The following is a 22,564-nucleotide window of genomic DNA, read 5'->3' on the forward strand; positions in this document are numbered from 1 at the left end:
CCATCGTCAAGACGCCGTCAGGTTGAACCCGATATCGCGGCGAAATGGAAAACGGACGCAAATATCTGGTGGGCGGCGCCATTGTAGCCGTCGCAGTCGCGGGCTTGGGCTGGACTATGTTTCCTCGCTCGGAAACCGTCTCGGCGGGAACGCAGGTCAAGACCGAGAAAGCTGCCGGCATGCTTGCCGTGCTGCCGGACAGGGCGAGATTGCTCGGCATCAAGGCCTCTCCGGCATTGCCTGCATCAGAAGCGCCGATCGCCGATCTCCCCGCCACGATCAGTCCGCCCGCTAACGCGCGTGTAGCGGTGACCGCGACACTTCCGGGTGTGGTGATGCGCACCATGGTTGTGGAAGGCGACAGCGTACAGGCCGGGCAACCACTGGCCGTGGTTTCGAGCCGTGACATTCTGACGCTGGGCGCCGATCTCGCGCGTGCAAATGCACGGTTGGGTGTCGCGCAGACGAGTGCCGCCAGGCTGTCCCAACTGGACAAGGAAGGGGTGATTGCCGGAGCGCGAGCCGACGAAGCCCGCGCAGTGGCCATGGAGGCGCGTGCGGACGTTCGCGAGAAAAGCCGCATTCTCAGCCTTGTCGGCGGGCATGGGAGCAGCGGCACCTACACGCTGACAGCTCCGATCGCGGGCAGAATTACGCGTGCCAAGATCCAGACAGGCGACCCGTTGGACGGGACGACTGCTCCCTATGTGATCGATGCGAATGGCCGTTACGAAGTCGTCGCGCAGGTTCCCGAGCGGCTTGTTGGACAGATCAGACCCGGCATGACGGTCAAACTCGGCGCGCTTTCTGGCACCGTCACATCTGTCGGCAGCACCATCGACGCGATGACGCGATCTGCCTCGCTGAAGGCGAGCCTTCCCGCCGCTCCAGGGGTCATCGCAGGCGCCACGGGCAATGTCACGATATTCGGGCCTGCACCGAAAGGCGCAGTCGTCCTGCCTGCCGCGGCCGTAGTGGATACTGACGGCAAGTCGGTGGTCTTCGTGGCGGTCCGGGGCGGTTATGTTCAGCGCAGGGTGACAAAGGGCGGCGCGGTGGATGGCCAGGTCCTTCTCCTGACCGGCGTCAGCGTCGGTGAGAACGTCGTCACTACGGGCACAAGCGCGCTCAAAGCGCTCGCCATCTCGAAATAGGTCGGGCCCATGCTTCAGTCACTCGTCGCGAAGGCTCTGTCCTATCGCCTGCTCGTCGTAGCGCTTGCGCTGGCTGTCGCCGGCCTCGGCGCATGGGCCTTCGTTCAGCTACCCGTGGATGCTTATCCCAATATAGCGCAGACGCAGGTCAAGATCATTCTCAAGGCTCCCGGCATGACGCCGGAAGAGGTCGAAAGCCGCGTCATTGCCCCGATCGAGATGGAGATGCTGGGCATTCCCCGGCAGTCTATCCTGCGTTCGTCCGCCAAATATGCGATTGCCGATATCACCATCGACTTCACCGATGGCACAGATATCTACTGGGCGCGTCAGCAGGTGGCGGAGCGCCTGTCCGGAGTGATGGCGGATTTGCCGGCGAGCGTGTCGGGTGGCCTGGCGCCGATTTCCACGCCTCTGTCCGATATCTTCATGTTCACGATCGAGGGGCCGCTCAGCCTCCAGCAAAGGCGAGAGCTTCTCGACTGGACCATCCGTCCCGCGCTGCGGACGGTGCCCGGTGTCGCCGACGTCAACGCACTTGGTGGATATGTCCGTACCTTCGAGGTCCGGCCCGATCCTCTCGCCTTGGCCGGAGCCCATCTATCCGTTGCCGACATCAAGACGGCCATCGACGGTGGCAATCGCAACGACGGAGCCGGCCGCCTCGTCACTGGCGAAGAATCCCTGATCGTTCGGGCTGTCGGCGCGATCCGATCCGTGGCCGATCTCCAGTCGCTGGTCATAACGAGCCGTGACGGGCGCATCGTCCGCCTGGGGGATGTGGCGAGTGTCGGGACGGGCAGCCTGACGCGCTATGGCGCGGTATCCAAGAACGGCAAGGCAGAGGCGGTCGAGGGCCTTGTGATCGCTCTTCGCGGTGCCGATGCACGGCAGGTTGTGACCGGCGTCAAAGACCGTCTGGCCGAGGTCGAGCGTGGCCTGCCAGCCGGAACGCACATCGCGGTCTTCTACGATCGGTCCGATCTGATCGGCCGAGCGGTTGGAACGGTTGAGGAGGCGTTGCTGGAAGCGACCGTCCTGGTCGTAATCCTTCTGATCGTTTTCCTCGGTGACTGGCGAGCCGCCGCGATCGTGGCGGTCACACTGCCGATGGCCGCGCTGGTGACGTTCCTGTTCATGAGCATGGCCGGGTTGTCCGCGAATCTCATGAGCCTCGGTGGACTGGCCATTGCTATTGGCATGCTTGTGGATGGTGCGGTCGTTGTGGTGGAGAACGTCGTAGAGCGTCTGTCGCACCAACAGGATGACTCCCATCCGCGCCTTCACCAGGTCTTCCGCGCAACCAGCGACGTGACGGTGCCGGTATCGGCGGGCATCATCATCATCGCGCTTGTGTTCCTTCCTCTGCTCTCGCTGCAGGGGCTGGAAGGCAAGCTGTTCGCGCCGGTTGCCCTCACCATTGTCTTCGCCCTGGCAGGATCGCTCCTGCTCGCGCTGACGCTCGTTCCCGTTCTTGCCTCGTTCGGCTTGAAAAGCGGACATCATGGGGACCCATGGGTGATGCGCTGGCTAACGCCTCGCTACCGTGCGCTTCTGAATGGCGCGTTTGCGCGCAAGCGCCTGGTCTACGGCCTCTCGGCTCTCGGACTGGTCCTCGCCGGATTGGCCTATGGAGCAGTGGGCAAAACCTTCATGCCGACGATGGATGAAGGGTCAGTCATCGTGCAGCTGACGAAGCTGCCCTCCATCAGCCTGGCCCAGTCCGTCGAGGGCGACAAGGCGGTCGAGCGCGCGTTGATGGGTGTCCCCGAGGTGCAGGAAGTCATCGCGCGGGTTGGTGCTGACGAAATCGGGCTTGATCCGATGGGACCTAATGAGACCGACACCTTCGTCCGTCTGAAGCCGCAGTCCGAGTGGCGCGGCAGCAAGGAGTTCGTCCTGGAGCAGATCCGCAAGGCCGTCGACGGCCTGCCTGGCATCCAGCCCAGTTTCACCCAGCCGATCGAAATGCGTGTCTCGGAAATGCTGACCGGCGCCCGGGGCGACCTGGCTGTCAAGATTTTCGGACCGGATTCGGCGGTCCTCGCGGATCTTGCAGGTCGCGTGCAGCATGAGTTGGGCCAGGTGCGCGGCGCGACGGAAGTGTTGACGGTCGCGAACGACAGCGTGGACTACCTGCAGCTCGACATCGACCGAGCAGCCGCAGGCCGGTTTGGCATGCCGATCGATCAGTTACAGGACACCTTGCGCGCACAGGTGGAAGGCGTTCGGTCCGGTATCGTCGCCGAAGGTCAGAAGCGGATCCCGATCGTCATCCGCGGTGACGAAAGCATCCGCAATGATGCGACCCGGTTTGAAGACCTGCAGATCATGACGCCGGGTGGAACGCTCGCCCGGGTCAGCGACATGGCGCAGGTGAAGCATACGCAGGGTCCGGTGAAGCTCGACCATGAGAATGGTTCCCGCTTCGCTCTGGTCCAGGCCTTCGTCTCTGGTCGTGATCTGGTGGGCTATGTGGACGAGGCGAAGGCCGCAGTCGCGAGCAAGGTGCCGCTCCCGCCCGGCTATCGCATCGTGTGGGGTGGCCAGTTCGAAAATCAGCAGCGTGCATCGGCTCGGCTCATGATGGTCATTCCCGTCGCGCTGCTCCTTATCTTCTTCGTCCTGCTCGCCACCTTGCGTTCGCTGCGGGCCGCCACGCTGATCCTGGTCAACATTCCCTTCGCCATGGTCGGCGGCCTGATCTCGCTCTGGGCATCGGGAGAGTATCTGTCAGTGCCTGCTTCCGTCGGCTTCATTGCTCTGCTTGGCATCGCGGTGCTGAACGGCTTGGTGCTGGTCTCCTATTTCCGCCAACTCCGTCAGGAGGGGCAGAGCATGACGCAGACGGTGCGCCTGGGTGCCGAGCGACGCCTCCGCCCCGTCCTAATGACCGCGAGTATTACCGCTTTCGGCCTGGTCCCCCTGCTGTTCGCGACCGGTCCGGGATCCGAAATACAGCGCCCGCTTGCCATTGTGGTCATCGGCGGGCTGGTCACGTCCACGTTGCTCACTCTGGTACTTCTCCCGATCCTTTTCGAAAGGTTCGGAGAGGGCCGCGGCGAGCAGGATTTCGAAGAGGTGCTGGCCAATGGCTGAGCTTCTGCTGGTCCTCCACTGTTCCCCTCCGGATGCGGGAACTCTGGTGGAGGCTATTCGAACCGTTGCGTCCGCGCCGATCCATCGCCGTGAGGAAGCCGTTCTCGGTCGCGACTTCAGCGACGCCGGAACGCATGAGCAGGTAAGAGGAGTCCTCCATCGGATCGCATTCGAGCTCGTCGTCGAGGATTCCATGATCCCCGCCATAATCGCTGCGGTTGCCTCATCGCGCCGCAAACAACCTGTGCGCTGGCACTCCTTGCCGATCATCGAGCGCGGGAGGATTTCATGAAGAAGCTGACTGCCCTCTTGCCGCTATCCATCTCGATAGCGACTGCGCTCGCAACTGCCGCGCACGCGCAAGCGACTGGTCTTCAATGGTCCTTGCCGCCTGAGGAGCAGGTGGTGAAGGCGCTTGACGGTCATCCGACCGTCGAGGCAGCGGGCAAGCGCGTCGGCGCTGCATCGGCGGCGAGCGATATGCTCCGCGTTGGCCCTCACGAGGTCCAGCTCACCGGAAGCTACATCAATCGCGACGTGCGGCTGGAGCGGAATTATACGGAGTTCGACGGCACGGTCAGCCGATCTTTTCGCTTGCCCGGGAAGGCTGCCCTGGATCGCGAGGCAGGCCAGCTTGGTGTCGAAGTCGCGCAAAACCGGATGGAAGATACGCGCCATCAGGCGGCCTTGTATCTGTCGCAGCTCTGGTACGACTGGCTGACGGCAAGCGAGCTCAACCGCACGGATCAATCGAACGTCGCATTACTCGAACGCGGTCTCGCTGCCGTGAAGAGGCGAGTGCAGTTACGCGATGCATCGATGCTTGACACCGACCAGGCCCAGGCGGCGCTCGATCAGGCCAAGGGTGTCGCGGCAGCCAGCCTGGCTGATATGAAACAGGCGCGAGCGCTGCTGCAATCGAACTTCCCCGATCTGGCCCTGCCGTCGGACGCACCATCCTTGGCTGATCCAGTCCTGCCTTCTCAGGACCTGACTGCACTTCATGATCTGGTGATCCAGCGCAGTCATGAAATTGGGGCTGCTGATCGCGAAGCTCTGCGTCTTGAAGTCGTCGCACGGCGGGCGAAGGCTGATCGCTTGCCGGACCCACAGCTGGGCGTCCGGGCCTTTAGCGAGCGTTCTGGCATTGAACGCGGTGTCGGTGTCGTCTTCTCGATCCCATTGGGAGGACGATACCGGAAATTCCAGCAGGATCAGGCGGAAGCCAATGCCTCCGCTGCCTCTATGGATCTCGCGCAAGCGCGCCGGATGGTGCTGGCGATGGCCGATACTGATATGGCGAACGCCTCTGGCCGCTACGTCGCTTGGCAGCGGCTTCAGGGTGCTGCCAGAAGTTCGCTCGACGCCGCCACACGGACGGAGCGCGGGTACGAAGGGGGCATTATCGACCTGTCCGATCTGCTCTATTCCCGACGGCAAGCACATGATGCGGACCGGCTGGCCATAGACGCGCGCAGCTCTGCGACACGAGCTATCGTGAAATTACTCATCGATTCTCATACGATATGGCAAGGTAACGAGAAGGAGCCATGAGGGCGTAGGTTGGCAATCGCTGTAGAGAATGAAGTCATCTTCCCATTCACGCGGAGGAATCTGAAATGCAGAGTTCAAAACCTGGAATCCCAGTCCGGCCCCTAAAAGACTCAGCCCGAGCAAAGGCGAAATGGGACCCCGTTGTTAAGGTGACCCATTGGTCAATCGTTCTTGCTGTCATCGGGAATGCAATTTTCACGGAAGAGGGTTCGGGGCCGCACGTCTGGGTGGGATACGCCCTCGCAACCGTTTTGGCGTTTAGACTGCTCTGGGGTTTCGTTGGACCCAAAGAGGCACGGTTCACAGCGTTCCCACCGAGTCCGCGTAAAGCGCTTGCCCATATCCCGGAGATTAGAGCCGGACACAATGAAATCCATCCATCGCACAATCCGTTAGGTGCATTGATGGTCTACGCTATTTGGGGAACGCTTAGCATCATCATAGCGACCGGCATTGGCATGGCTGGTCTGCCCTCCACGAAATGGATTAGCGAGGCTCCGTCCCACGCCGTTGGTCGGGGCACAGATGACAGGGACAGCGTCTTACTCAAAGGTTCTGAGCGGAAAGAGATAGGCGATGACGCAGAGGACGAGCCCTTGAAGGAAGTGCACGAGTCAGCGGTAAATTTGCTGTACGTTCTGATTGCCCTCCACCTTGCCGGAGTTGTTTTCGAAACGAGGAGGAGTGGGAAGTATATCCTTACAGCGATGCTTCCCGGCCGAGCACAATAGGATGGAGGTGATGCTGCAACGTGGCGATGGCGGCTCGGCTTTCCGATTAGTCGATGATTGAAGTGCTGGCCTACAGAACGGCTTGGACCGCAAGATCGGTGGCAGCTTCATGCTTTGCCTGTACAGCCTTCCGTTCGGAATAGCGGTTGACGAGCTGGCCGGCGTGCGGGCGGGTCAGGATCGTGAACCGCACCAGTTCCTCCATCACGTCGACGATGCGGTCATAATAGCTCGACGGCTTCATGCGGCCGGCCTCGTCGAATTCCTTGAACGCCATCGCCACGCTCGACTGGTTGGGGATCGTGATCATGCGCATCCAGCGGCCAAGCAGGCGCAGCGTGTTGACCGCGTTGAACGACTGCGAGCCGCCCGACACCTGCATGACCGCGAGCGTGCGACCCTGGGTCGGCCGCATGCCGCCGAACTCCAGCGGCGGATGGTCGATCTGCGCCTTCATGATGCCGGTGATCTGGCCGTGCCGCTCGGGGCTGCACCAAACCATGCCTTCGGACCAGAGCGCGTGCTGGCGCAGCTCATGGACCGCCGGATGATCGTCACCCTTCACCTGATCTGGGAGCGGCAGGTCGCTGGGATCGAATATCCGCACCTCCGCGCCGAAGAGGATCAGCAGTCGTGCCGCTTCCTCAGCCGCGAGCCGGCTGAACGAGCGTTCGCGCAGCGACCCGTACAGCAGCAGGATGCGAGGCGGCGGCTGATCGTCGCCCATGCCGGCGGCGGGCCGGGTGATCGCGATGCCGCGATCGAGTGCTGGCAGATGGTCGGCGTCGGGTACGTCACGAAGGCGCGTCATCCAAGATCCTTGACGAGATAGGTCGCGCGCGGACCGCACAGCGACGTGAACTGCGCGGTCGCTGCGATGAAGGCCGGCGCGGCGTCGCGATCGGCATCGGTGTAACCAAGCCTGCGAAAGAACTCCCCGGTGCCGCTGGTCAGGAGGTGCAGCCGCTCGACCGCGCCATCAGCAACGCCTTCAAGGCGTTCGACCAGCATCCGGCCATATCCTTTGCCGCGCCGGGTCGGCAGCACGACCAGCGAGCGGAGCAGCCGGTCGGTGCCGCTACCTTCCAGGCCGATGAACCCGATCAGCTCTTCATCGTCGGACAGGCTGAAGAACATCTGTAAGCGCCGACGGAAGGCGGCGTTGACGTAGGGTTATTTGGGTTTCCGCGAGCGCGGCGCCCATTTCTTGGCGAGTGCCGCGAAGCGAGCGTGGATCACCTCGATGTTGGGCTGAGCGTGGGCGTCATGGTCGTCGCCAAGAGCATCCAACGCCTCTTCATGGTATTCATGCGACGGATCGGTGAGAGCCTCCAGCTTCTCGGCATAGCCCCAAGGACCTCCCGAGTCCTCCGGTGGGCGCATTCCGGTAGCTTCCAGCAGGCGCGGATAGCTGCCTTGCAGGTCAGCCGGAGCGATGCCGTGGATCCTGACGCTGTGCTCCCATCCGTCGCCAAAGTCGTAGAGGTACTGGAAGGTCTTGCCGCGCATTCCCTCCAACGCCTCAGCGAGGGTCGTCTTTCGTGCATCGAGCGGGCCACCAAAGCCGTAGGACGGGTTAGGGATGCCGAAGCCCGTGCGCCCGAAGGTCAGCTCCCACAGATGGCTATCGGTCCACCCCAACGCTTCCTGGAAGGTAGTATGCAAACGATCGAGCCGGATGCCGAGCGGCACTTCGATCATGCGGGTCACGGCGGGCGTCACGTCATCCAGAGTGATCGTCATGTGCACGACGAAGGCGTTGCTCAAGCAGCTTGCTCCAGGTTCTGGATCGCTTTTGCGGCCTGCCAGTTCCACGGCAGGAGTTCGTCGATCCGGTTGATTGGATGGTTGCCGATACGCTCGATTACGTCGGTGAACCAGGCTTCGGGCTCCACACCGTTCAGGCGGCACGTTTCGGCAAGCGAGTAAAATAGCGCCGAGGCATCCCCGCCCTTGGTGGACCCGACGAACATCCAGTTGCGGCGCCCCAGAGCAACGCCGCGCAAGGCATTTTCGACCAGGTTGTTGCTGATCTCCAGCAGGCCATCTTCGCAATAACGGACCATCGCCGTCCAGCGGTTAAGGGGATAACGGCATGCTTTCGCCAATGCGCTGTCCGAGGACAATCCCTGCATCTGGGCATGCAGCCATGGCCGCAAGGCCGCAAGCTTCGGGAGGGCCAGCTGCTGGCGAACCCGCCGCCGCTCATCGGGCGGCGCTCCTTTGATATCCCGTTCGATCGCGAACAATTCGCTGATCCTCACGACCGCTTCCGCAGCTACCGGAGATGGGTTCTTTTCCAGAATGTCAGTGAACTTGCGTCGCGAGTGAGCCCAGCAGCCAACCTCGATCACGCCTCGCGGTGCCTTGGTCTTGGGGTCATGGTACAGCGCATTGTAGCCGGCATAGCCGTCGGCTTGAAGGTATCCACGGTAACCGGCAAGGTGGGCCGCCGGATGCTTACCGCCGCGCCCGGTCGTGAAGCGGAACGCCACGGCAGGCGGGCTCATGTCCCCGCTTGAGCGGCTGTCGCGCAGATAGACCCAGAAGTAGGCGGTTTGGCTACCGTCTTCGCCCTGGAGCAGGGTCACCGGGGTCTCGTCGCCGTGTATCTTTGGAGCTTCGAGGATGTGGGCGAGCAACCGTTCGCCGAGCGGCGCCATCAACCAGGCCAGTTTGCGCGACCAGCGGCCCATCACGTCACGATCAATCTCCACACCCTGCCGGCGCAGGATCACCGACTGGCGATGCCAGGGCTGATGATCGACGAAGCGACTGACGACGAGATGCGCGAGCAGTGCGCTGCTTGCCATCACCTTGGGCAACGGCAGATCTATGGCCGGCGCCTGGCGGATCGTTTCGCAGGATCGGCAGGCGATGCGAGGGCGAACATGACGCAGGACACGGAAGCAGGCGGGTACGTAATCCAGCACTTCGGTGACGTCTTCGCAGATGACAGTCTCGCTACCACCGCAGCCGCATGGCTCGGCAAGATGCTGCGTTGTCTGGCGCGGGATATGTGCGGGGATCGGCGCCCTGGTTCCGGCCTTGCGCGCCGGTTTCGCGTTCGACGCCGCAGGGGCGTCATCATTGGCCGGATCCGGGGCATCCACCTCCTCGAACATCAGCCGCAGCTGTGCGATGTCCATTTTCTCGGAGCTGCGACCGAACTGGACGCGCAGCAGCCGGGCAAGACGGTGCTCCAACTTCTCGATCGTCAGACCCTGAGCTTTGACGGTCTGCTTTGCGGTCCCAAGTTCGGCCCGCTCCAGCTCCATGATCTCAGCCATCTCCCGCAGCATTTTCTGCAGGAGAACGGGGTCTGTGGGGAGGCGATCAAGGTCGAACCGCATGCCCCGAACTATAGCGCAAGCCGCGATCCCATCCTACATAAAACGGCAGTTTCCTGCGGTTTTATCGCTCAAGCGAGCATCGGCACGAGCACCTCGTCGTGAACAATCGCCTGCCGCCAGTCCAGTCCTTCGATCAGCATTGCCAACTGTGCAGCCGAGAGCCGGGCGGCCGCTCCATCCTGGGTTCTGGGCCATACGAACTTTCCGCGCTCGAGGCGTTTCGCATAGAGGCAAAGCCCCGACCCGTCCCACACCAGCGCCTTCAATCTATCGCCTCGTTTTCCGCGGAACAGGAACACCGCGCCGGAGAAGGGATCGAGCTGGAGAATATTGCGCACCTGCGCAGACAGACCATCAAAGCCCTTGCGCATGTCGCACGGCGACAGCGAAAGATAGATCTTCGCCGATGGCGGCAGCGTCAGGCTCAACGTTCAAGCTCCCCGATAACCTCGAGCGCCAATCTCAACGTCTCTCTGTCGACCAACCTGTCGATCGACACCATGAAGTCACCGCCGCGCCGGATTTCGATCCGGCCTGCGTCGGACTTGCAGAGCGGTTCGGCAGGCGTCAGCTCGACGGGCACGAACCCAGCCATCGCGCCGCGGAGCAATTGCTTGCGCCAGGTATAAAGCTGACCGGTCCCGATCCCGTGCCGACGCGCCACCACCGCCATAATGGCACCTGGCTGCGTGGTCTCCTTCAGGATCGCCAGCTTCTCTTCGTCGCTCCAGTGCCGGCGCCGTTCCATTCGAACGACCGCTCCGCCATCTCGGCGTGCGCTCATACGAGCCTCGTTTGACTGCTCGATATCCACTCGCAAGGCCTCCATCTGCCCTGCGAAATTCACGCCGATCCCAATCCGCACAAGGCCGGGTTCCGTCGGCGCTTACGAACATCTGGTCGGGACCGCCGAGATCGTCGGTCGGGAGCTGCGCGGCGCCGAGCGCGAGCCGCAGGACATCATCGGCGTGGCGAGCCTCCGAGAAATATACCTGCGTCATGCCGCCGCTCCCGCTTCATACCAGGGACGGGTCCGCTTGACGATCGCCCAGCCACAAATGGAACTGGCGCAGGAGGATGCGACTTCGCGCAGTCATGCGAAGTGGCGAACCCGGCAAAACCAGGCAGCGATTATCATGATGGTAATCCTCGGCAGGCCTGGCAGCCGCAAGAGCGCGCATTGAGCCAAGCCAAATCGGACGCAGGTGCATGACAGCGAAGGAGGCGGACGCGATACACGCACCCGTCCCCTCAGCCCCTCATGCGACGACGAACGATCAGATTGCCGGAAGCCCCCTCAGGGGTGGACGCAGATAGGGTGGCGCTGTCGAAGCTCGCAGCACCAGAGGGCGCGTGCCGAGCGCCAGCACGAACAGAATCGCAGCCGCCAACAGAATTGGGTCCGCAGCAGCGAGGGACGGCGCCGACAAGCCTGAGAAGGCGCAAGGCTGTTCTGCCTTGCCCTGATGACCGTCGCTACCGGATTTCCCATGTTCAAGGCCGGGGATCGTAATGACCATCGTCATCGGCCCGGTACCCGAGCAAATGCTGACCACGATCCGCCCGTTCGAAACGGTTGGCATGAACCCCGCCGGCATGACGATCTTCATCATCAGCGCGAGTACAAGCACCGCGCAGGCAAGGGGCCGATTGGCAAGGACAAGATTGCGAAGTCGATGCACCGATTGCGCTCTTAGCTACGAGACGCGCTTCTGTCATGTGCCATTGATGGTGAGACAATCTGCCCATTTTTAAGCGTTGGCCGCTTTTGGGGAACCCGGCCGTTCGCGTTCCCGCTCATAAAAGGCAATTTCTGGTCGGGACCGGTCATCCAAGAGGATGAGCAGTCACGAAGGCGGGGTTCACAATAAATTCGAGAACCAATCCGGGGCGGCAGCATGTCAATCGACCAGGCCCCAGAAACCGCTCTTGCGCCCGTGCATCTTGCGTAATCTCGCTTCATAATCGGTGTGAGATTCATGCGCGCCAAAATCGGAGATTTGTCGCGAGAGGCTGGCGCACTCGAGGAGATGGCGAGCAGCGTGCTTGTAACGCGTTGACCGGGCATGGATCAGAGTGAAATCGATCATGGCGCGCAGCACAAGGCTTGCTGCCAACGGATATTTCGCCGAAAGCGCGTCAGCGGCAGGCGTTAGGATTTCGTAATGGTCGCCGTCGATCTTCTCGAAGCGACCGATTACAAGGTCGGCGGCACGGTCAAGCTTCGGCCATGTCACGAAGAACGACAGTGCACCAAGAACGCTTTTGCAGGTTTGCGCGTGGTCGAAGGCACGCGTCTCAGCATCGATGTCCTCGAAATCGGCCAGCTGCTTGAGGTATTCACGCAAGTGCCTGGACGACAGCGAACTTTCGAAGCAGGACCAGCGCATGTCCTGTGCCTCACGCCCCCTCCCCAATGCGTCCAGAACGGCGATCCTTGCATCAACCCATTTGAAGTCCGGCCAATTGAAGCTGGAGTGACTGGGATTGTTCTGCGTTGCCGCATCAAGAATTTGAAGGGCATCGTCAGCACGATCTGCGGCGACGAGGCGATTGGCGATTTCAGCTGCGATCCGGGGCACCTTGCGGGTGGGTTCGTCGTACTGCGCGATGAACGCATCGACATCGCCTAATGCGTCAGCGATCTCCATGAGAGCGAGCTTCACCGTGCTATCTCGGCTACGCTCGTCAATCTCATCCTGGTAGATGGCACCGCTTGATGCCCAACCCACGGCTACCCGATCCTTGCCTGCCGGCCTTTTAACCGGCGTCTTCGCCAGCGCAGTCATACGACCGCGCAGATAGGTAAGCCCGCGCTCTCCCAGAACGGCAGCAAGGGTGCCGATCAGGTCGTCGTACTGGCCATACTCATTGGCGCTCAAAGCATCATAGACCGCGTCACCCAGCGCCTCCGGCCTGGGATTTGCCCGCACGGCAATCTCCGCCAGATCCGCGACAGCCTGGTGAAAAATGGCAATGACCATCCCGCTACTGTCATCGCAGCGCCCGAAGATGGAATTGGCCAGGCCAAGAAAACGCCACATCAACGCCAGACCCTCAGCAGGGTCCGACCGCGCGACCTGCTCGACAATGGCCTTCCTTTGCGTCTGAAGGTCCTCGATCAGGGCTTTACGGTTCTGCCAGTCGACGAAGGATCGCGATCGTCGGATCGTGCTGAGCCGCTTGTCCACCTCACGCGCCACCTCAGCCGGGCTTTGCGCGCCAGCCAGTTCGAGGCGCAGGCGGCGCTTGGCTAGGGCATTTCCCGTGCTGATTTCAATCAGCAGTTGGGCGAGACGAGCCGCCCCCAACTCCTCAAGATTCTTCGCGTTCAGGGTTTTCTTGGAAGCCAAAGTCTCAACTCGATCCGGGCTGGTTGCACGGTTAGTGCATAACGGGTTTTGTGAGCGTAGATCCCTCGAGCATCTGATGTCGAGCCCGGGCGCAAGACAACACGGCCTCATGGATTTCGGTTTCCATGATTTTGGTGAGTTCGCGCACGTGTCTGAAGGTCGTCTCGAGCTGGGTTCGGCTTTCCGCCTGGATATCGCGCGCGACCAGGTCCTCAATGCCGCCCATCATCGCGCGAAGTTCACCAAGGTGCCCCAGGGACATATGGGCTCGCTCCGGCAGGTCGAGGGTTTCATGACCACCGAACAGACCTTCAACAAAGCCTTCCAGCTCCTGTCGGCGCACTCGGGCGTACCTCGCAAGATTCTCAGCCGACGGCTCCAGATCAAGCCGGTAAAGCCTGAAGGGCGCTGTACGGCTATTATGCTTGGTCAGGCTGTTCCAAAGCTGATTGATCAGCACATCGATCAGATGATTGAGATCACCCATGGAATCGAACGGCGGAAATTCGCCGCCCCACAGCGCCTTCACCACTGGCAGCGGCGGAGCCGCCACCAACGGTGAGGCGATTGCTCCGAGAAATCGCGTGCGCACTTCATGGTAAGGAACCGGACAAGCGTGCTTCTCCAGCACATCGCGAACGACTTGCTCCTTCGGCGTTCTGAATTTTGACGTCATGTCTTCACATACCCACCAAAGACTGGCGATGCTATCAGTCGAGGAAAGCACGCATGATGCGCGACCGGCTAGGGTGCTTGAGCTTCCGCAGTGCCTTCGCCTCAATCTGGCGGATGCGTTCACGGGTTACCGAGAACTGCTGACCGACTTCCTCGAGAGTGTGATCGGTGTTCATGCCGATGCCGAAGCGCATGCGCAGAACGCGCTCCTCGCGCGGCGTGAGCGACGCCAAGGAACGCGTTATCATCTCCTTGAGGTTCGCCTCGATCGCCGCGTCCACGGGGATCACCGCGTTCTCGTCCCGGATGAAGTCACCTAGGGAGCTGTCTTCCTCGTCACCCACCGGGCTTTCGAGTGACACCGGCTCCTTCGCGATCTTGAGCACCCGCTTGACCTTCTCGAGCGGCATCGAGAGCTGCTCAGCCATCTCCTCGGGCGTGGGCTCGCGGCCATGCTCGTGGAGGAAGCGGCGGTTGGCGCGGACCAGCTTGTTGATCGTTTCGATCATGTGGACCGGGATGCGGATCGTGCGGGCCTGATCCGCGATCGAGCGGGTAATCGCCTGCCGGATCCACCAGGTCGCGTACGTCGAGAACTTGTAGCCGCGGCGGTACTCGAACTTGTCGACCGCCTTCATCAGGCCAATGTTGCCTTCCTGGATCAGGTCGAGGAACTGCAGCCCGCGATTGACGTATTTCTTGGCGATCGAGATCACCAGACGCAGGTTCGCCTCGACCATTTCCTTCTTAGCGATGCGCGCCTCGCGCTCGCCCTTCTGGACCATGTTGACGATCCGGCGGAACTCGGGGAGCGCCATGCCGATGGTTGCGGCGATTTCGGCGACCTCGTTACGGATCCGCTCGGCAGGGCCGGCTTCGGCGGCGGCGAACGCGGCCCACTTCTTGTCCCGGCCCGCCATCTCAGCGACCCAGGTATCGTCCAGCTCACGGCCAACATAGGCTTCGAGGAAATCGGCGCGCTTCACCTTGTAGCGCTCGACCAGTCGCAGCATCTGGCCGCCCAACGTCGTGAGACGGCGGTTCGACACGTAGAGGTTGTCGATCAACTGCTCGATCTTGGCCGCATGGAACTTGACCGATTCCACCTCGGCGGTCAGTTCGGCGCGCAGTTGCAGGTACTGTTCCTCGCGCGCCTCGGGGAAAATGATACCCAGCCCGGCCGCTTCCGTTCGGTCGGCCTGAAGCCGCTCGAAGCTGTGGAACAGCCCGGCGATGAGCGCGAACTTCTCCAGCGCCTCGGGCATCAGCGTCGCTTCCATCTGCGCCAGGCTGATGCCGCCCTCCTCCGCATCCGCCTCTTCGCGGCGCGGGCTGGCGATCGGATTGCCATCCTCGTCCACCTCGGCGGCGTCCTGCTCCTCGGACTCCTCGTCATCGCTGAACGAGGGACCTGCGGTCTTCTCGCTGATTTCGCCGCCGTCTTCGCCTAACGTCTCGACCTGCGGCTCCTTCGCCAGCATCGCGTCGAGATCGAGAATTTCGCGCAGCTGCATGTGGCCGGCGTTGAGCGCCTCGGACCACTCGATGATCGCATGGAACGTCAGCGGGCTTTCGCACAAGCCCTGGATCATGATGTCGCGGCCGGCTTCGATCCGCTTGGCGATAGCGGCCTCGCCCTCGCGGGTGAGCATCTCGGCAGCGCCCATCTCGCGCAAGTACATGCGCACCGGATCGTCCGTGCTGCCGAGGTTCTCGGCCTTCTTCGGTCGCGGCTCACGGCTCTCGAAGACAGCGCCGCCGTCAACGCCCTCTCTGCCATCGTCGGCGCCATCATTGGCCCCTTCGTCGGCAGGCACCCGATCCCCGTCGCTGTCGTCCGACGAGGCGGCGCTGGCGGGCGCGTCATCGGCATCCGGATCGTCCTCGTTCTCCACGACCCTGATGCCCATCTCCGACATCGCCGCCATGACGTCCTCGATCTGGTCGGCGGTCATCTGGTCCTGCGGCAGCGCGAGGTTCAGCTCGTCGACGGTGATCGTGCCGCGACGCTTGGCATAGGCGATAAACTTGGCGACTGAACCTCGGCTCGCCTCAATGATTGGCTCTTCCATTTCTTTGCCGCGTTCGCTTCTGCTCATACTTGGGTCGTCAACTCGTCTTTGAAGTCCCGTTCACGAGACCATGCAAGGCATATGTAGCCGCCCCTTTGCCGGACAAGTCCGAGCAGTTCCAGCGTGCTTTCCACGATGCATGCGTATACCGGCACTGAGGTCGGCTCCGCTAACATGATCCTTGAGCAGTTTTTTGCACTCGCCGAGCATCGCTCAGCATTCGCTTAGGATTGAAGGGTTTGGTAACCCTGCTTTTCAAACTCCGCGCTAACCAGGCTTTCATGCTGATGCATCAATGACGGGCATCAGCATGAAATAACCGCATATCGCGCTACTGCATGGCCACACATGCAGCACTGTGAATTCCAGCGCGCCTACGCCGCACCATTGCAGGCTCATCCCACGTCTGACTGAGATTCATCTTCCCGTTCGGTGATGCCGTCGTTCCACTTCAACCAACGCTTATATTCTTACCGATCGGGAAGATATGACCTTGCCTCCAGATGATAAAGATGCCATCTTACCGAACGGGAAGATATGATACACACCGCTCAACAATTCGGCACAGCGATTGCGACCGCCCGCAAGGGCCTTGGCCTCACCCAGCGCGAGCTTGCGCTTGCGATCAACACTGGTGAGCGCTTCATCGTGGATCTTGAGGCAGGCAAAGCCACAGCCCAGCTCGGCAAGGCCCTGGCTGCTGCGCAGGCTGTCGGGTTGCGACTGACGGCTCTGGGCTCGTCCGACTGAAGCGGCGGATGGAACTTGCCATTACTTTCGAGGGTCGTCATCTCGCTACGCTCGTGGCGGCGAACGACGAGGTCCGGCTTTCCTACAGCGTCGCCTGGCAGGCCGCACCGGACCATTTCCCGATTTCGCTCAGGATGCCCGTCGATGGCAGCACCTATAAAGGAGATATCGTTCTTCTCTGGCTCATGAACCTGCTTCCAGAAGGCGATCCACTGCGCGCAATGACCCGTGTTGTGGGAGCGACTGCGGACGATGTTCTCGGGCTGATCGCGCGTACCGGGACCGATCTTGCCGGCGCGCTCAGCATTGGCCTCGATACACCGGGCGGGACGCCCGACTATCGCGAGATCACGGGCAGCGATGCTCTGGAGCGGATCATAAGCGATCTGCCTGCCCGCCCCTTTCTCGTCGACGAGGAAGGCGTCTCGATGAGCCTCGCCGGCGCGCAGGACAAGCTTCCGGTGGCAAAGCTCGGCGATGCGATCGGGGTGCCGATGCATGGCGCCCCATCCACGCATATCCTGAAGCCCGACAACCCGCGCCTTCTCGGCAGCGTCCAGAACGAGGCGCTGTGCATGGTTCTGGCGCGGCGCGCCGGGCTACTCACTGCGCCAGTCACGACAGGCCTTGCCGGACAGCGATCCTATCTCCTGGTGACGCGCTACGATCGTGAAGGCGAGCCGGGCGCGGTGCGACGAATTCATCAGGAGGACTTCTGCCAGTCTCTAGGTCGCCCTCCCGTCGCCAAGTACGAGTACAACGGCACCGGTACGCGCGGCCCTTCGATCGCGGATTTCTTCGCGACCGTGCGCGCGCATATGACTGCGCGGGAAATCACGCAGCTGCTTGACGCGGTGATCTTCAATATCGCCATCGGCAATGTCGATTCCCACGCAAAGAACTATTCGGTCCTGCTCACACATCAGGCTAACCGCTTTGCTCCGCTCTACGATCTCATGTCGGGCCTGGGGTGGGCAAACATCACTCAGAACCATGCCCAGGCCATCGGCGGACAGCGACGGGGGCGGCACATCTACGCGAGGCATTGGCAGCGCATGGCTGAGGCTTCAGGTCTTTCCCCCAAGGCCACGGTCCGGCGCGTGGAGGCCGTGACCGCCCGTCTGTTGCGCGAACTGCCGCGGGCCAGCGAAGAGGTCGCAGCCATGCCTGCAGGCCCCGGATTGATGCTCAAGGTCTTTGAACGCGAGATTGCGCAGCGCATTGGAGAAGTGCGCGCTCATGCGCAGGAGCCCGGCGATGAAGAGTACGGCGCTCCGGGAAATGATGACGCCGATCAGATCGACGCGACTACCTACCACGGCTAGCTTCGGAAATACCGTAATGCCCCGTTCGTGATGCGGCGAGATTTTCGGATAGAGCCACCGCCTCCCGAACCGCACCCTCGCGCCAACCTGCCTAACAGGCGAAGGGGCGCAAGGTGGGCGAGCTCACCTTCGTCATTATCCATCTCTTTGCCGCAGAGCGCTGGCCGGCGGGTTGGCAATCGGATCTAGAAATCTTCACGAAGCAAAAATTTCGGTACCTCGAGGCAAACGGCTCGGGGATCACCGGTAGATGTCCCGCTTCTTAGCGGCTCGACGTCTTGGACAATGAGGAGATGGACACGGTTGTCACCCTTGCCGCTCAGTCTGAGATGGAATTGACTGACTACCACTTTTTTGGAATACGTGTCCGGGATTACCGATCAATTCGCTGCCTTTTTGCCGAACCAGGTTGATTCGGGGCTGCGGAAGGGGACACACACATGTTGTCGGGCCAGATTCTCGATGCAATGATCAGTTCGTGTGAGAACGCCAAGAGTGTACTGCGCCAAGCTGCCATCGACCCTGCCGATCGCAAGACGCTCAATATCTCAATGGGGGCCACTGTCGCTGCCGACATGCTCGGCAGGACGCCCGAAGCCCTCTCGAAAGCAGAAGCGCGTGGACGCCTGCCTGCGCCCAAGACTGCCAGCAATGGCCGCCGGTACTACACAGTCGAAGATCTGATCGCCATTCGCGAAGCGCTCGGCATCAAGATGGGCAAAGCCCCTGATGAGCGGGCCGTGGTCCTCGCGGTCCAGAACTTCAAAGGTGGCGTGAGCAAATCAACCACAGCCAAGCATCTGGCTGATTATCTTGGTCTGCGCGGCTATCGCGTTCTCGTGGTCGATTGCGATCCGCAGGCATCGATGAGCGTAATGTTCGACGTCAATCTCGAGGCCATGGTCGATGAGACCCATACGCTTTCGAATTTTCTGTCTCCTCGCATGGACGACGCCGACTCGTTTCGTAAGACGATCCAGAAAACCGCCTGGCCGAACATCGATATCTGCCCTGCCAATCTTGGGCTTCAGGACACCGAGTGGGAACTGACCGCCACCATTGAAGAGGGCCCCGACGCCATCGCCGGTGCATTCCGCATGCTGCGCATCGGTCTTGAGGAAGTGCGGTACGATTACGATGTCGTGATCCTCGATCCGCCGCCGGCGATGGGCTTTCTGGGGGTCAACACCCTGACTGCGGCCGATGGGCTCCTGATCCCGGTGCCGGCGCGCCAGCTGGATTATCTTTCGACGATCCATTTCATGCAGACCTGCCGCGAGGCCATGACCCTTGTTTCGCGCTTCGACACCTCGATCGACTACGGGTTCATCCGCGTAGTCTGCACGATGTTCCAGCCCAACCGGACAAACGAAGCGCAGATGCTGCAGGTCATGGAAAAGACCTATGCCGGTCAGTTGCTTTCAACCCCCATTCTCCTGTCGGAGGAAATCAAGAACGCCGGCCTTCAGATGTCCTCTATCTATGAGATCAACAAACCTTACGGTTCCCACCAGACCTACACGCGATGCCGTGACAACCTCAACATGGTTTTCCGCGAGGTAGAGAAGGACATCTGCAAGCAATGGCCCTCACGTATTGGCCAGTTGGGCACCGACAGGCTTACGGAGGCGGCATGAGCTCTGGAGGAAAACGGCGCAGCCTGCTCGCTAACGCGATCGAGAGCATTGGTGCCGCCCAGCCTGTAGTAAATGACGAGGCCGCGGCTTCGGCGGCACCCGATGTCGTAGAGCGCCCGAGCGAACCCGTCCCGGCGCCCTCGTTTCTCGAACGCAGGGGCGCGGGCCTCGACGAACTCTCGAAGACGGTCAAGAAGCTCACGATCCGGATCAAGCCGAGTGAGTGCACGATCTGGCCGGGCAATGCGCGCGACTACGACCAGCTGTCTCACGAGCGTTGCGCGAGCCTCATCGATTCCATCCGCGAAGAAGGCACCAACAGGGAACCGGTCGTCATCCGGCGCACCAAGAACGGTCCAGCGTCTTATGAGCTGATCGTCGGCACCCGGCGCCATTTCTCGGTCTCGTGGCTCAACGCGAACAATCACTCGGAAATCGAGCTGATCGCCCGCATCGAAACCCTCGATGACGAAGCCGCTTTCAGGCTCGCGGATCTCGAGAACCGGGAACGCGAGGACGTCACCGACCTCGAGCGAGCGCGCAACTATCAGCATGCCGTCCAAGCGTACTATAACGGCGGCCGGGTTCAGATGGCCGAGCGTCTGGCGATCCCGCGCCAGAACCTGCACAACCTGCTGCAGCTTGCCGAACTGCCTGACGAGGTCATTGCTGCATTCGCTGAACCGAACGATCTCAAGGTCCATCATGGAATGCGCTTGTCCCCCATCCTCAAGGATGCGTCGCGCAGGGACAAGATCCTCGATGCAGCCCGGGTTGTTTCTGCCGAACAGCAGGAGCGCCGCGACGCTGGACTTGCAAAGATCGAGGGCGCCCGCGTGTTCGAGCGTCTCATGGCAGCGTCCGCTGAGCACAAGCCTAAGGCCGCGCCCCGCTCCAAGCCAGCGGTCATGAGCCAAGCAGGCGGCCGAATCGCGGAGGTTCTCTCAGATAGCAAGGCGAAGGGCCTCACTGTTAACATCAACCCGCAAAACACCAGCACGGTGGACGAAATTCTGGAAGCATTGCGTCCCGTTATCGAGAAGGCCAAATTCTCCCGATAGAAACACAGATTTCGTATGAATTATCGATTTAAAACAGAAACTTACGCGCTGGTAAAATATCTTTTACGCGCCAGCTGGAATTAAACGATGCCAAAGGAACAGCGAGAAGACCGGCAAGTTGACCTCTTCCTCCCGCAACTGACGACCCTGCCCCTCAGGGATCAGCGCGAGACGATGGAACGGCCCTTTTTCTCGCTGTCGAAGCGCAAGCGCCTCAAGCCGATCGATTACGTGAGCCCGGATGGCAAGGTGACTGTGCATGTCTCGGCCAACTCCGAGTACGGCCTTGCGACCATCTATGACCTCGATATCCTGATCTACTGTGCCTCAGTTCTAATCGAGCACAAGCGGCGCGGCACAAACGACATCCCCCAGACCCTCCACATCGTTCCCCACGACATGCTCAAGACGTTGAAGCGTGATGTTGGCGGGCGCGCATATGACCTCCTTAGCAACACCCTCGACCGGCTTCAGTCGACGACCGTCAAAACCAACATACGCTCAGGCGATGCGGTCGAGACGACTTTTTCGTGGATCGATAGCCACAGCCAGATCCGCGATCGCAAGGGATCGATCCGCGGCATGCGGATCACCCTGGCCAAATGGTTCTACGACGGCGTGCTCATGGAAGGCGGGGTTCTTGCTATCGACCCTGCGTACTTCTCCCTCACGGGAGGCAGGGAGCGCTGGCTCTATCGTGTAGCGCGCAAGCATGCTGGGGGAGCAGGCCCCGACGGGTTTGCGATCACGATGCCCACGCTATTCGAGAAGAGCGGCGCGGAGGGTGACTATCGCCGCTTCAAATTCGAGATCACGAAAATCGCCAAGGAAGACGCCCTGCCCGGCTTCTCCTTGAAGATCGAAGCAAGAAACGGTGCCGAACCGATGTTGCGAATGGTTAAGCGCAGCAAGGACGAGGAACTTCCGGTCAGCGGGACGACGGGGCGTTCGGGCACATCGCGGTCAACGGCTGAAGCGACGGGAGACGACCAAACTGCGGCTCCAGCCGTCCCCTCACCTCCCCCGGCGTTTCCCGAAGGTCATATTGCCTACACCGCGTTCGGCTCGATCGCCCGTGCAAGCCTGCCTAGCCCTCAGCGAGACCATGGTCTTGTTGCTGATGATTTTCGTGCGTTCATGCGACAGCGTGACATCGCCAGAGACGCACCGAACATAGCCCAGATCTTTGCAACCTTCTGCTCGAAGCAACGGGCGGCCAGCTGATTGACCCGGTAATTGTCGGTTCCCTCGCAGACACCCTGACGATCCAAAGCATAGTCTGCCCACCGAGGTTACCGCCCTTCCCCAGTCGGTACTTCAGGAACAGCTTTCTTTCACCGACCCTCACCAGTCCCAAAAGCTGATCGAGCAAGGCCGCTGCCCGCAGCCTGATTGTTCGGCAACGCGTGCGCCCAAATTCATCATTGCGGTCCCCGTTCCTGAAGTACCGATCCGGTCGCTGTCTTCCACCAGGAGGCTCCGGGCCCCTGCCCCACGCGCTGAACCAGGCTGCCTTGCCCTCCCCTGCCCGCCCTGTTTGGATCCCAGCGGCGACACCTTGTCACGACAGCGCTGCACGCACATCGCAGCCACCAGAGGCGCTCCGACCTCAAACCCGTCCTGGCGGACACATCCTCCCTGACCCCGGATCGAAGTGGGCGATCTATTCAACCATCGGACCTTCAAACCAGCGATCCCATCGAAATCTCAGCGTTCCTGAAATACCGAAGTCTGCGCCTGCCCTCGCCCTCGCCCTCGCCCTCGCCCTCGCCCTCGCCCTCGCCCTCGCCCTCGCCCTCG

20 protein-coding genes and 1 pseudogene are annotated in these 22,564 nt (G+C 61.4%); 11 read left to right on the top strand and 10 right to left on the bottom strand.

The window, feature by feature from the left end; all coding sequences use genetic code 11:
• The first annotated feature begins 44 nt into the window (after positions 1 to 44).
• The 5 genes from ACODRZ_RS23270 to ACODRZ_RS23290 all read left to right on the top strand — a co-directional run bounded on the left by ACODRZ_RS23270 (position 45) and on the right by ACODRZ_RS23290 (position 6,538).
• Complete coding sequence (locus ACODRZ_RS23270; RefSeq protein ID WP_036530305.1) at positions 45 to 1,154, top strand: efflux RND transporter periplasmic adaptor subunit; 1,110 nt, start codon at positions 45 to 47, stop codon at positions 1,152 to 1,154.
• Between the two features lie 9 nt (positions 1,155 to 1,163).
• Positions 1,164 to 4,253, top strand: coding sequence for an efflux RND transporter permease subunit (locus ACODRZ_RS23275; RefSeq protein WP_036530303.1), 3,090 nt, complete (start codon positions 1,164 to 1,166; stop codon positions 4,251 to 4,253).
• Entirely contained in the window at positions 4,246 to 4,545 is a 300-nt protein-coding gene (locus ACODRZ_RS23280) for a DUF3240 family protein (RefSeq protein WP_010338397.1), read from the top strand. The genes ACODRZ_RS23275 and ACODRZ_RS23280 overlap by 8 nt, the downstream gene beginning before the upstream one ends.
• Positions 4,542 to 5,807, top strand: a complete 1,266-nt coding sequence (locus tag ACODRZ_RS23285) for a TolC family protein (RefSeq protein ID WP_010338398.1) — start codon at positions 4,542 to 4,544, stop codon at positions 5,805 to 5,807. The genes ACODRZ_RS23280 and ACODRZ_RS23285 overlap by 4 nt, the downstream gene beginning before the upstream one ends.
• Before the next feature lie 65 nt (positions 5,808 to 5,872).
• On the top strand, positions 5,873 to 6,538 hold the full coding sequence (locus ACODRZ_RS23290; RefSeq protein WP_036530300.1) for a cytochrome b/b6 domain-containing protein: 666 nt from the start codon (positions 5,873 to 5,875) through the stop codon (positions 6,536 to 6,538).
• Between the two features lie 70 nt (positions 6,539 to 6,608).
• On the opposite strand, the gene arsH is transcribed toward ACODRZ_RS23290, so the two are convergent.
• The 6 genes and pseudogenes from arsH to tnpA all read right to left on the bottom strand — a co-directional run bounded on the left by arsH (position 6,609) and on the right by tnpA (position 10,705).
• Positions 6,609 to 7,349, bottom strand: a complete 741-nt coding sequence (arsH, locus tag ACODRZ_RS23295; RefSeq protein WP_036530299.1) for an arsenical resistance protein ArsH — start codon at positions 7,347 to 7,349, stop codon at positions 6,609 to 6,611.
• Positions 7,346 to 7,687: pseudogene (locus ACODRZ_RS23300) on the bottom strand (GNAT family N-acetyltransferase); the annotation flags it as partial. The gene arsH and the pseudogene ACODRZ_RS23300, both read right to left, overlap by 4 nt.
• Positions 7,688 to 7,711: 24 nt before the next feature.
• On the bottom strand, positions 7,712 to 8,305 hold the full coding sequence (locus ACODRZ_RS23305; RefSeq protein WP_488971506.1) for a plasmid pRiA4b ORF-3 family protein: 594 nt from the start codon (positions 8,303 to 8,305) through the stop codon (positions 7,712 to 7,714).
• Positions 8,302 to 9,828 (bottom strand): IS66 family transposase, encoded by a 1,527-nt coding sequence (tnpC, locus tag ACODRZ_RS23310; RefSeq protein ID WP_488986261.1) that lies wholly within the window; start codon positions 9,826 to 9,828, stop codon positions 8,302 to 8,304. The genes ACODRZ_RS23305 and tnpC overlap by 4 nt, the downstream gene beginning before the upstream one ends.
• Before the next feature lie 131 nt (positions 9,829 to 9,959).
• Positions 9,960 to 10,319, bottom strand: a complete 360-nt coding sequence (tnpB, locus tag ACODRZ_RS23315; protein ID WP_488971508.1) for an IS66 family insertion sequence element accessory protein TnpB — start codon at positions 10,317 to 10,319, stop codon at positions 9,960 to 9,962.
• Positions 10,316 to 10,705, bottom strand: a complete 390-nt coding sequence (gene tnpA, locus ACODRZ_RS23320; protein ID WP_488971509.1) for an IS66-like element accessory protein TnpA — start codon at positions 10,703 to 10,705, stop codon at positions 10,316 to 10,318. Before tnpA ends, tnpB begins: the two co-directional genes overlap by 4 nt.
• A gap of 223 nt (positions 10,706 to 10,928) precedes the next feature.
• Here tnpA and ACODRZ_RS23325 point away from each other — a divergent pair, with 223 nt between their 5' ends.
• Positions 10,929 to 11,075, top strand: a complete 147-nt coding sequence (locus ACODRZ_RS23325) for a hypothetical protein (RefSeq protein ID WP_155276474.1) — start codon at positions 10,929 to 10,931, stop codon at positions 11,073 to 11,075.
• Positions 11,076 to 11,168: 93 nt separating this feature from the next.
• On the opposite strand, the gene ACODRZ_RS23330 is transcribed toward ACODRZ_RS23325, so the two are convergent.
• From ACODRZ_RS23330 to rpoD, 4 genes are all read right to left on the bottom strand, one after another.
• Positions 11,169 to 11,573 carry a hypothetical protein gene (locus ACODRZ_RS23330; RefSeq protein ID WP_036530295.1) on the bottom strand — a complete coding sequence of 135 codons (405 nt, stop codon included), beginning with the start codon at positions 11,571 to 11,573 and terminating at the stop codon, positions 11,169 to 11,171.
• A gap of 219 nt (positions 11,574 to 11,792) precedes the next feature.
• Positions 11,793 to 13,244, bottom strand: a complete 1,452-nt coding sequence (locus ACODRZ_RS23335) for a DUF6880 family protein (protein WP_036530292.1) — start codon at positions 13,242 to 13,244, stop codon at positions 11,793 to 11,795.
• A gap of 31 nt (positions 13,245 to 13,275) precedes the next feature.
• The gene (locus tag ACODRZ_RS23340) at positions 13,276 to 13,920 is read right to left on the bottom strand and encodes a hypothetical protein (RefSeq protein WP_036530290.1); all 645 of its coding nucleotides are present in this window, start codon (positions 13,918 to 13,920) and stop codon (positions 13,276 to 13,278) included.
• Between the two features lie 34 nt (positions 13,921 to 13,954).
• A complete protein-coding gene (rpoD, locus tag ACODRZ_RS23345; protein ID WP_036530287.1) occupies positions 13,955 to 16,018 on the bottom strand; it encodes an RNA polymerase sigma factor RpoD in 2,064 nt (687 codons plus the stop codon).
• Between the two features lie 510 nt (positions 16,019 to 16,528).
• Here rpoD and ACODRZ_RS23350 point away from each other — a divergent pair.
• The 5 genes from ACODRZ_RS23350 to ACODRZ_RS23370 all read left to right on the top strand — a co-directional run bounded on the left by ACODRZ_RS23350 (position 16,529) and on the right by ACODRZ_RS23370 (position 21,988).
• On the top strand, positions 16,529 to 16,741 hold the full coding sequence (locus ACODRZ_RS23350; protein WP_036530285.1) for a helix-turn-helix domain-containing protein: 213 nt from the start codon (positions 16,529 to 16,531) through the stop codon (positions 16,739 to 16,741).
• Between the two features lie 8 nt (positions 16,742 to 16,749).
• On the top strand, positions 16,750 to 18,066 hold the full coding sequence (locus ACODRZ_RS23355; protein WP_036530282.1) for a type II toxin-antitoxin system HipA family toxin: 1,317 nt from the start codon (positions 16,750 to 16,752) through the stop codon (positions 18,064 to 18,066).
• A gap of 440 nt (positions 18,067 to 18,506) precedes the next feature.
• A complete protein-coding gene (locus tag ACODRZ_RS23360; protein WP_036530278.1) occupies positions 18,507 to 19,703 on the top strand; it encodes an AAA family ATPase in 1,197 nt (398 codons plus the stop codon).
• The gene (locus ACODRZ_RS23365) at positions 19,700 to 20,764 is read left to right on the top strand and encodes a ParB/RepB/Spo0J family partition protein (protein ID WP_036530270.1); all 1,065 of its coding nucleotides are present in this window, start codon (positions 19,700 to 19,702) and stop codon (positions 20,762 to 20,764) included. The genes ACODRZ_RS23360 and ACODRZ_RS23365 overlap by 4 nt, the downstream gene beginning before the upstream one ends.
• 87 nt (positions 20,765 to 20,851) lie before the next feature.
• The gene (locus ACODRZ_RS23370; RefSeq protein WP_036530267.1) at positions 20,852 to 21,988 is read left to right on the top strand and encodes a replication initiator protein A; all 1,137 of its coding nucleotides are present in this window, start codon (positions 20,852 to 20,854) and stop codon (positions 21,986 to 21,988) included.
• The last annotated feature ends 576 nt before the right edge of the window (positions 21,989 to 22,564 follow it).

This window comes from Novosphingobium sp. FG90, assembly GCF_057808725.1.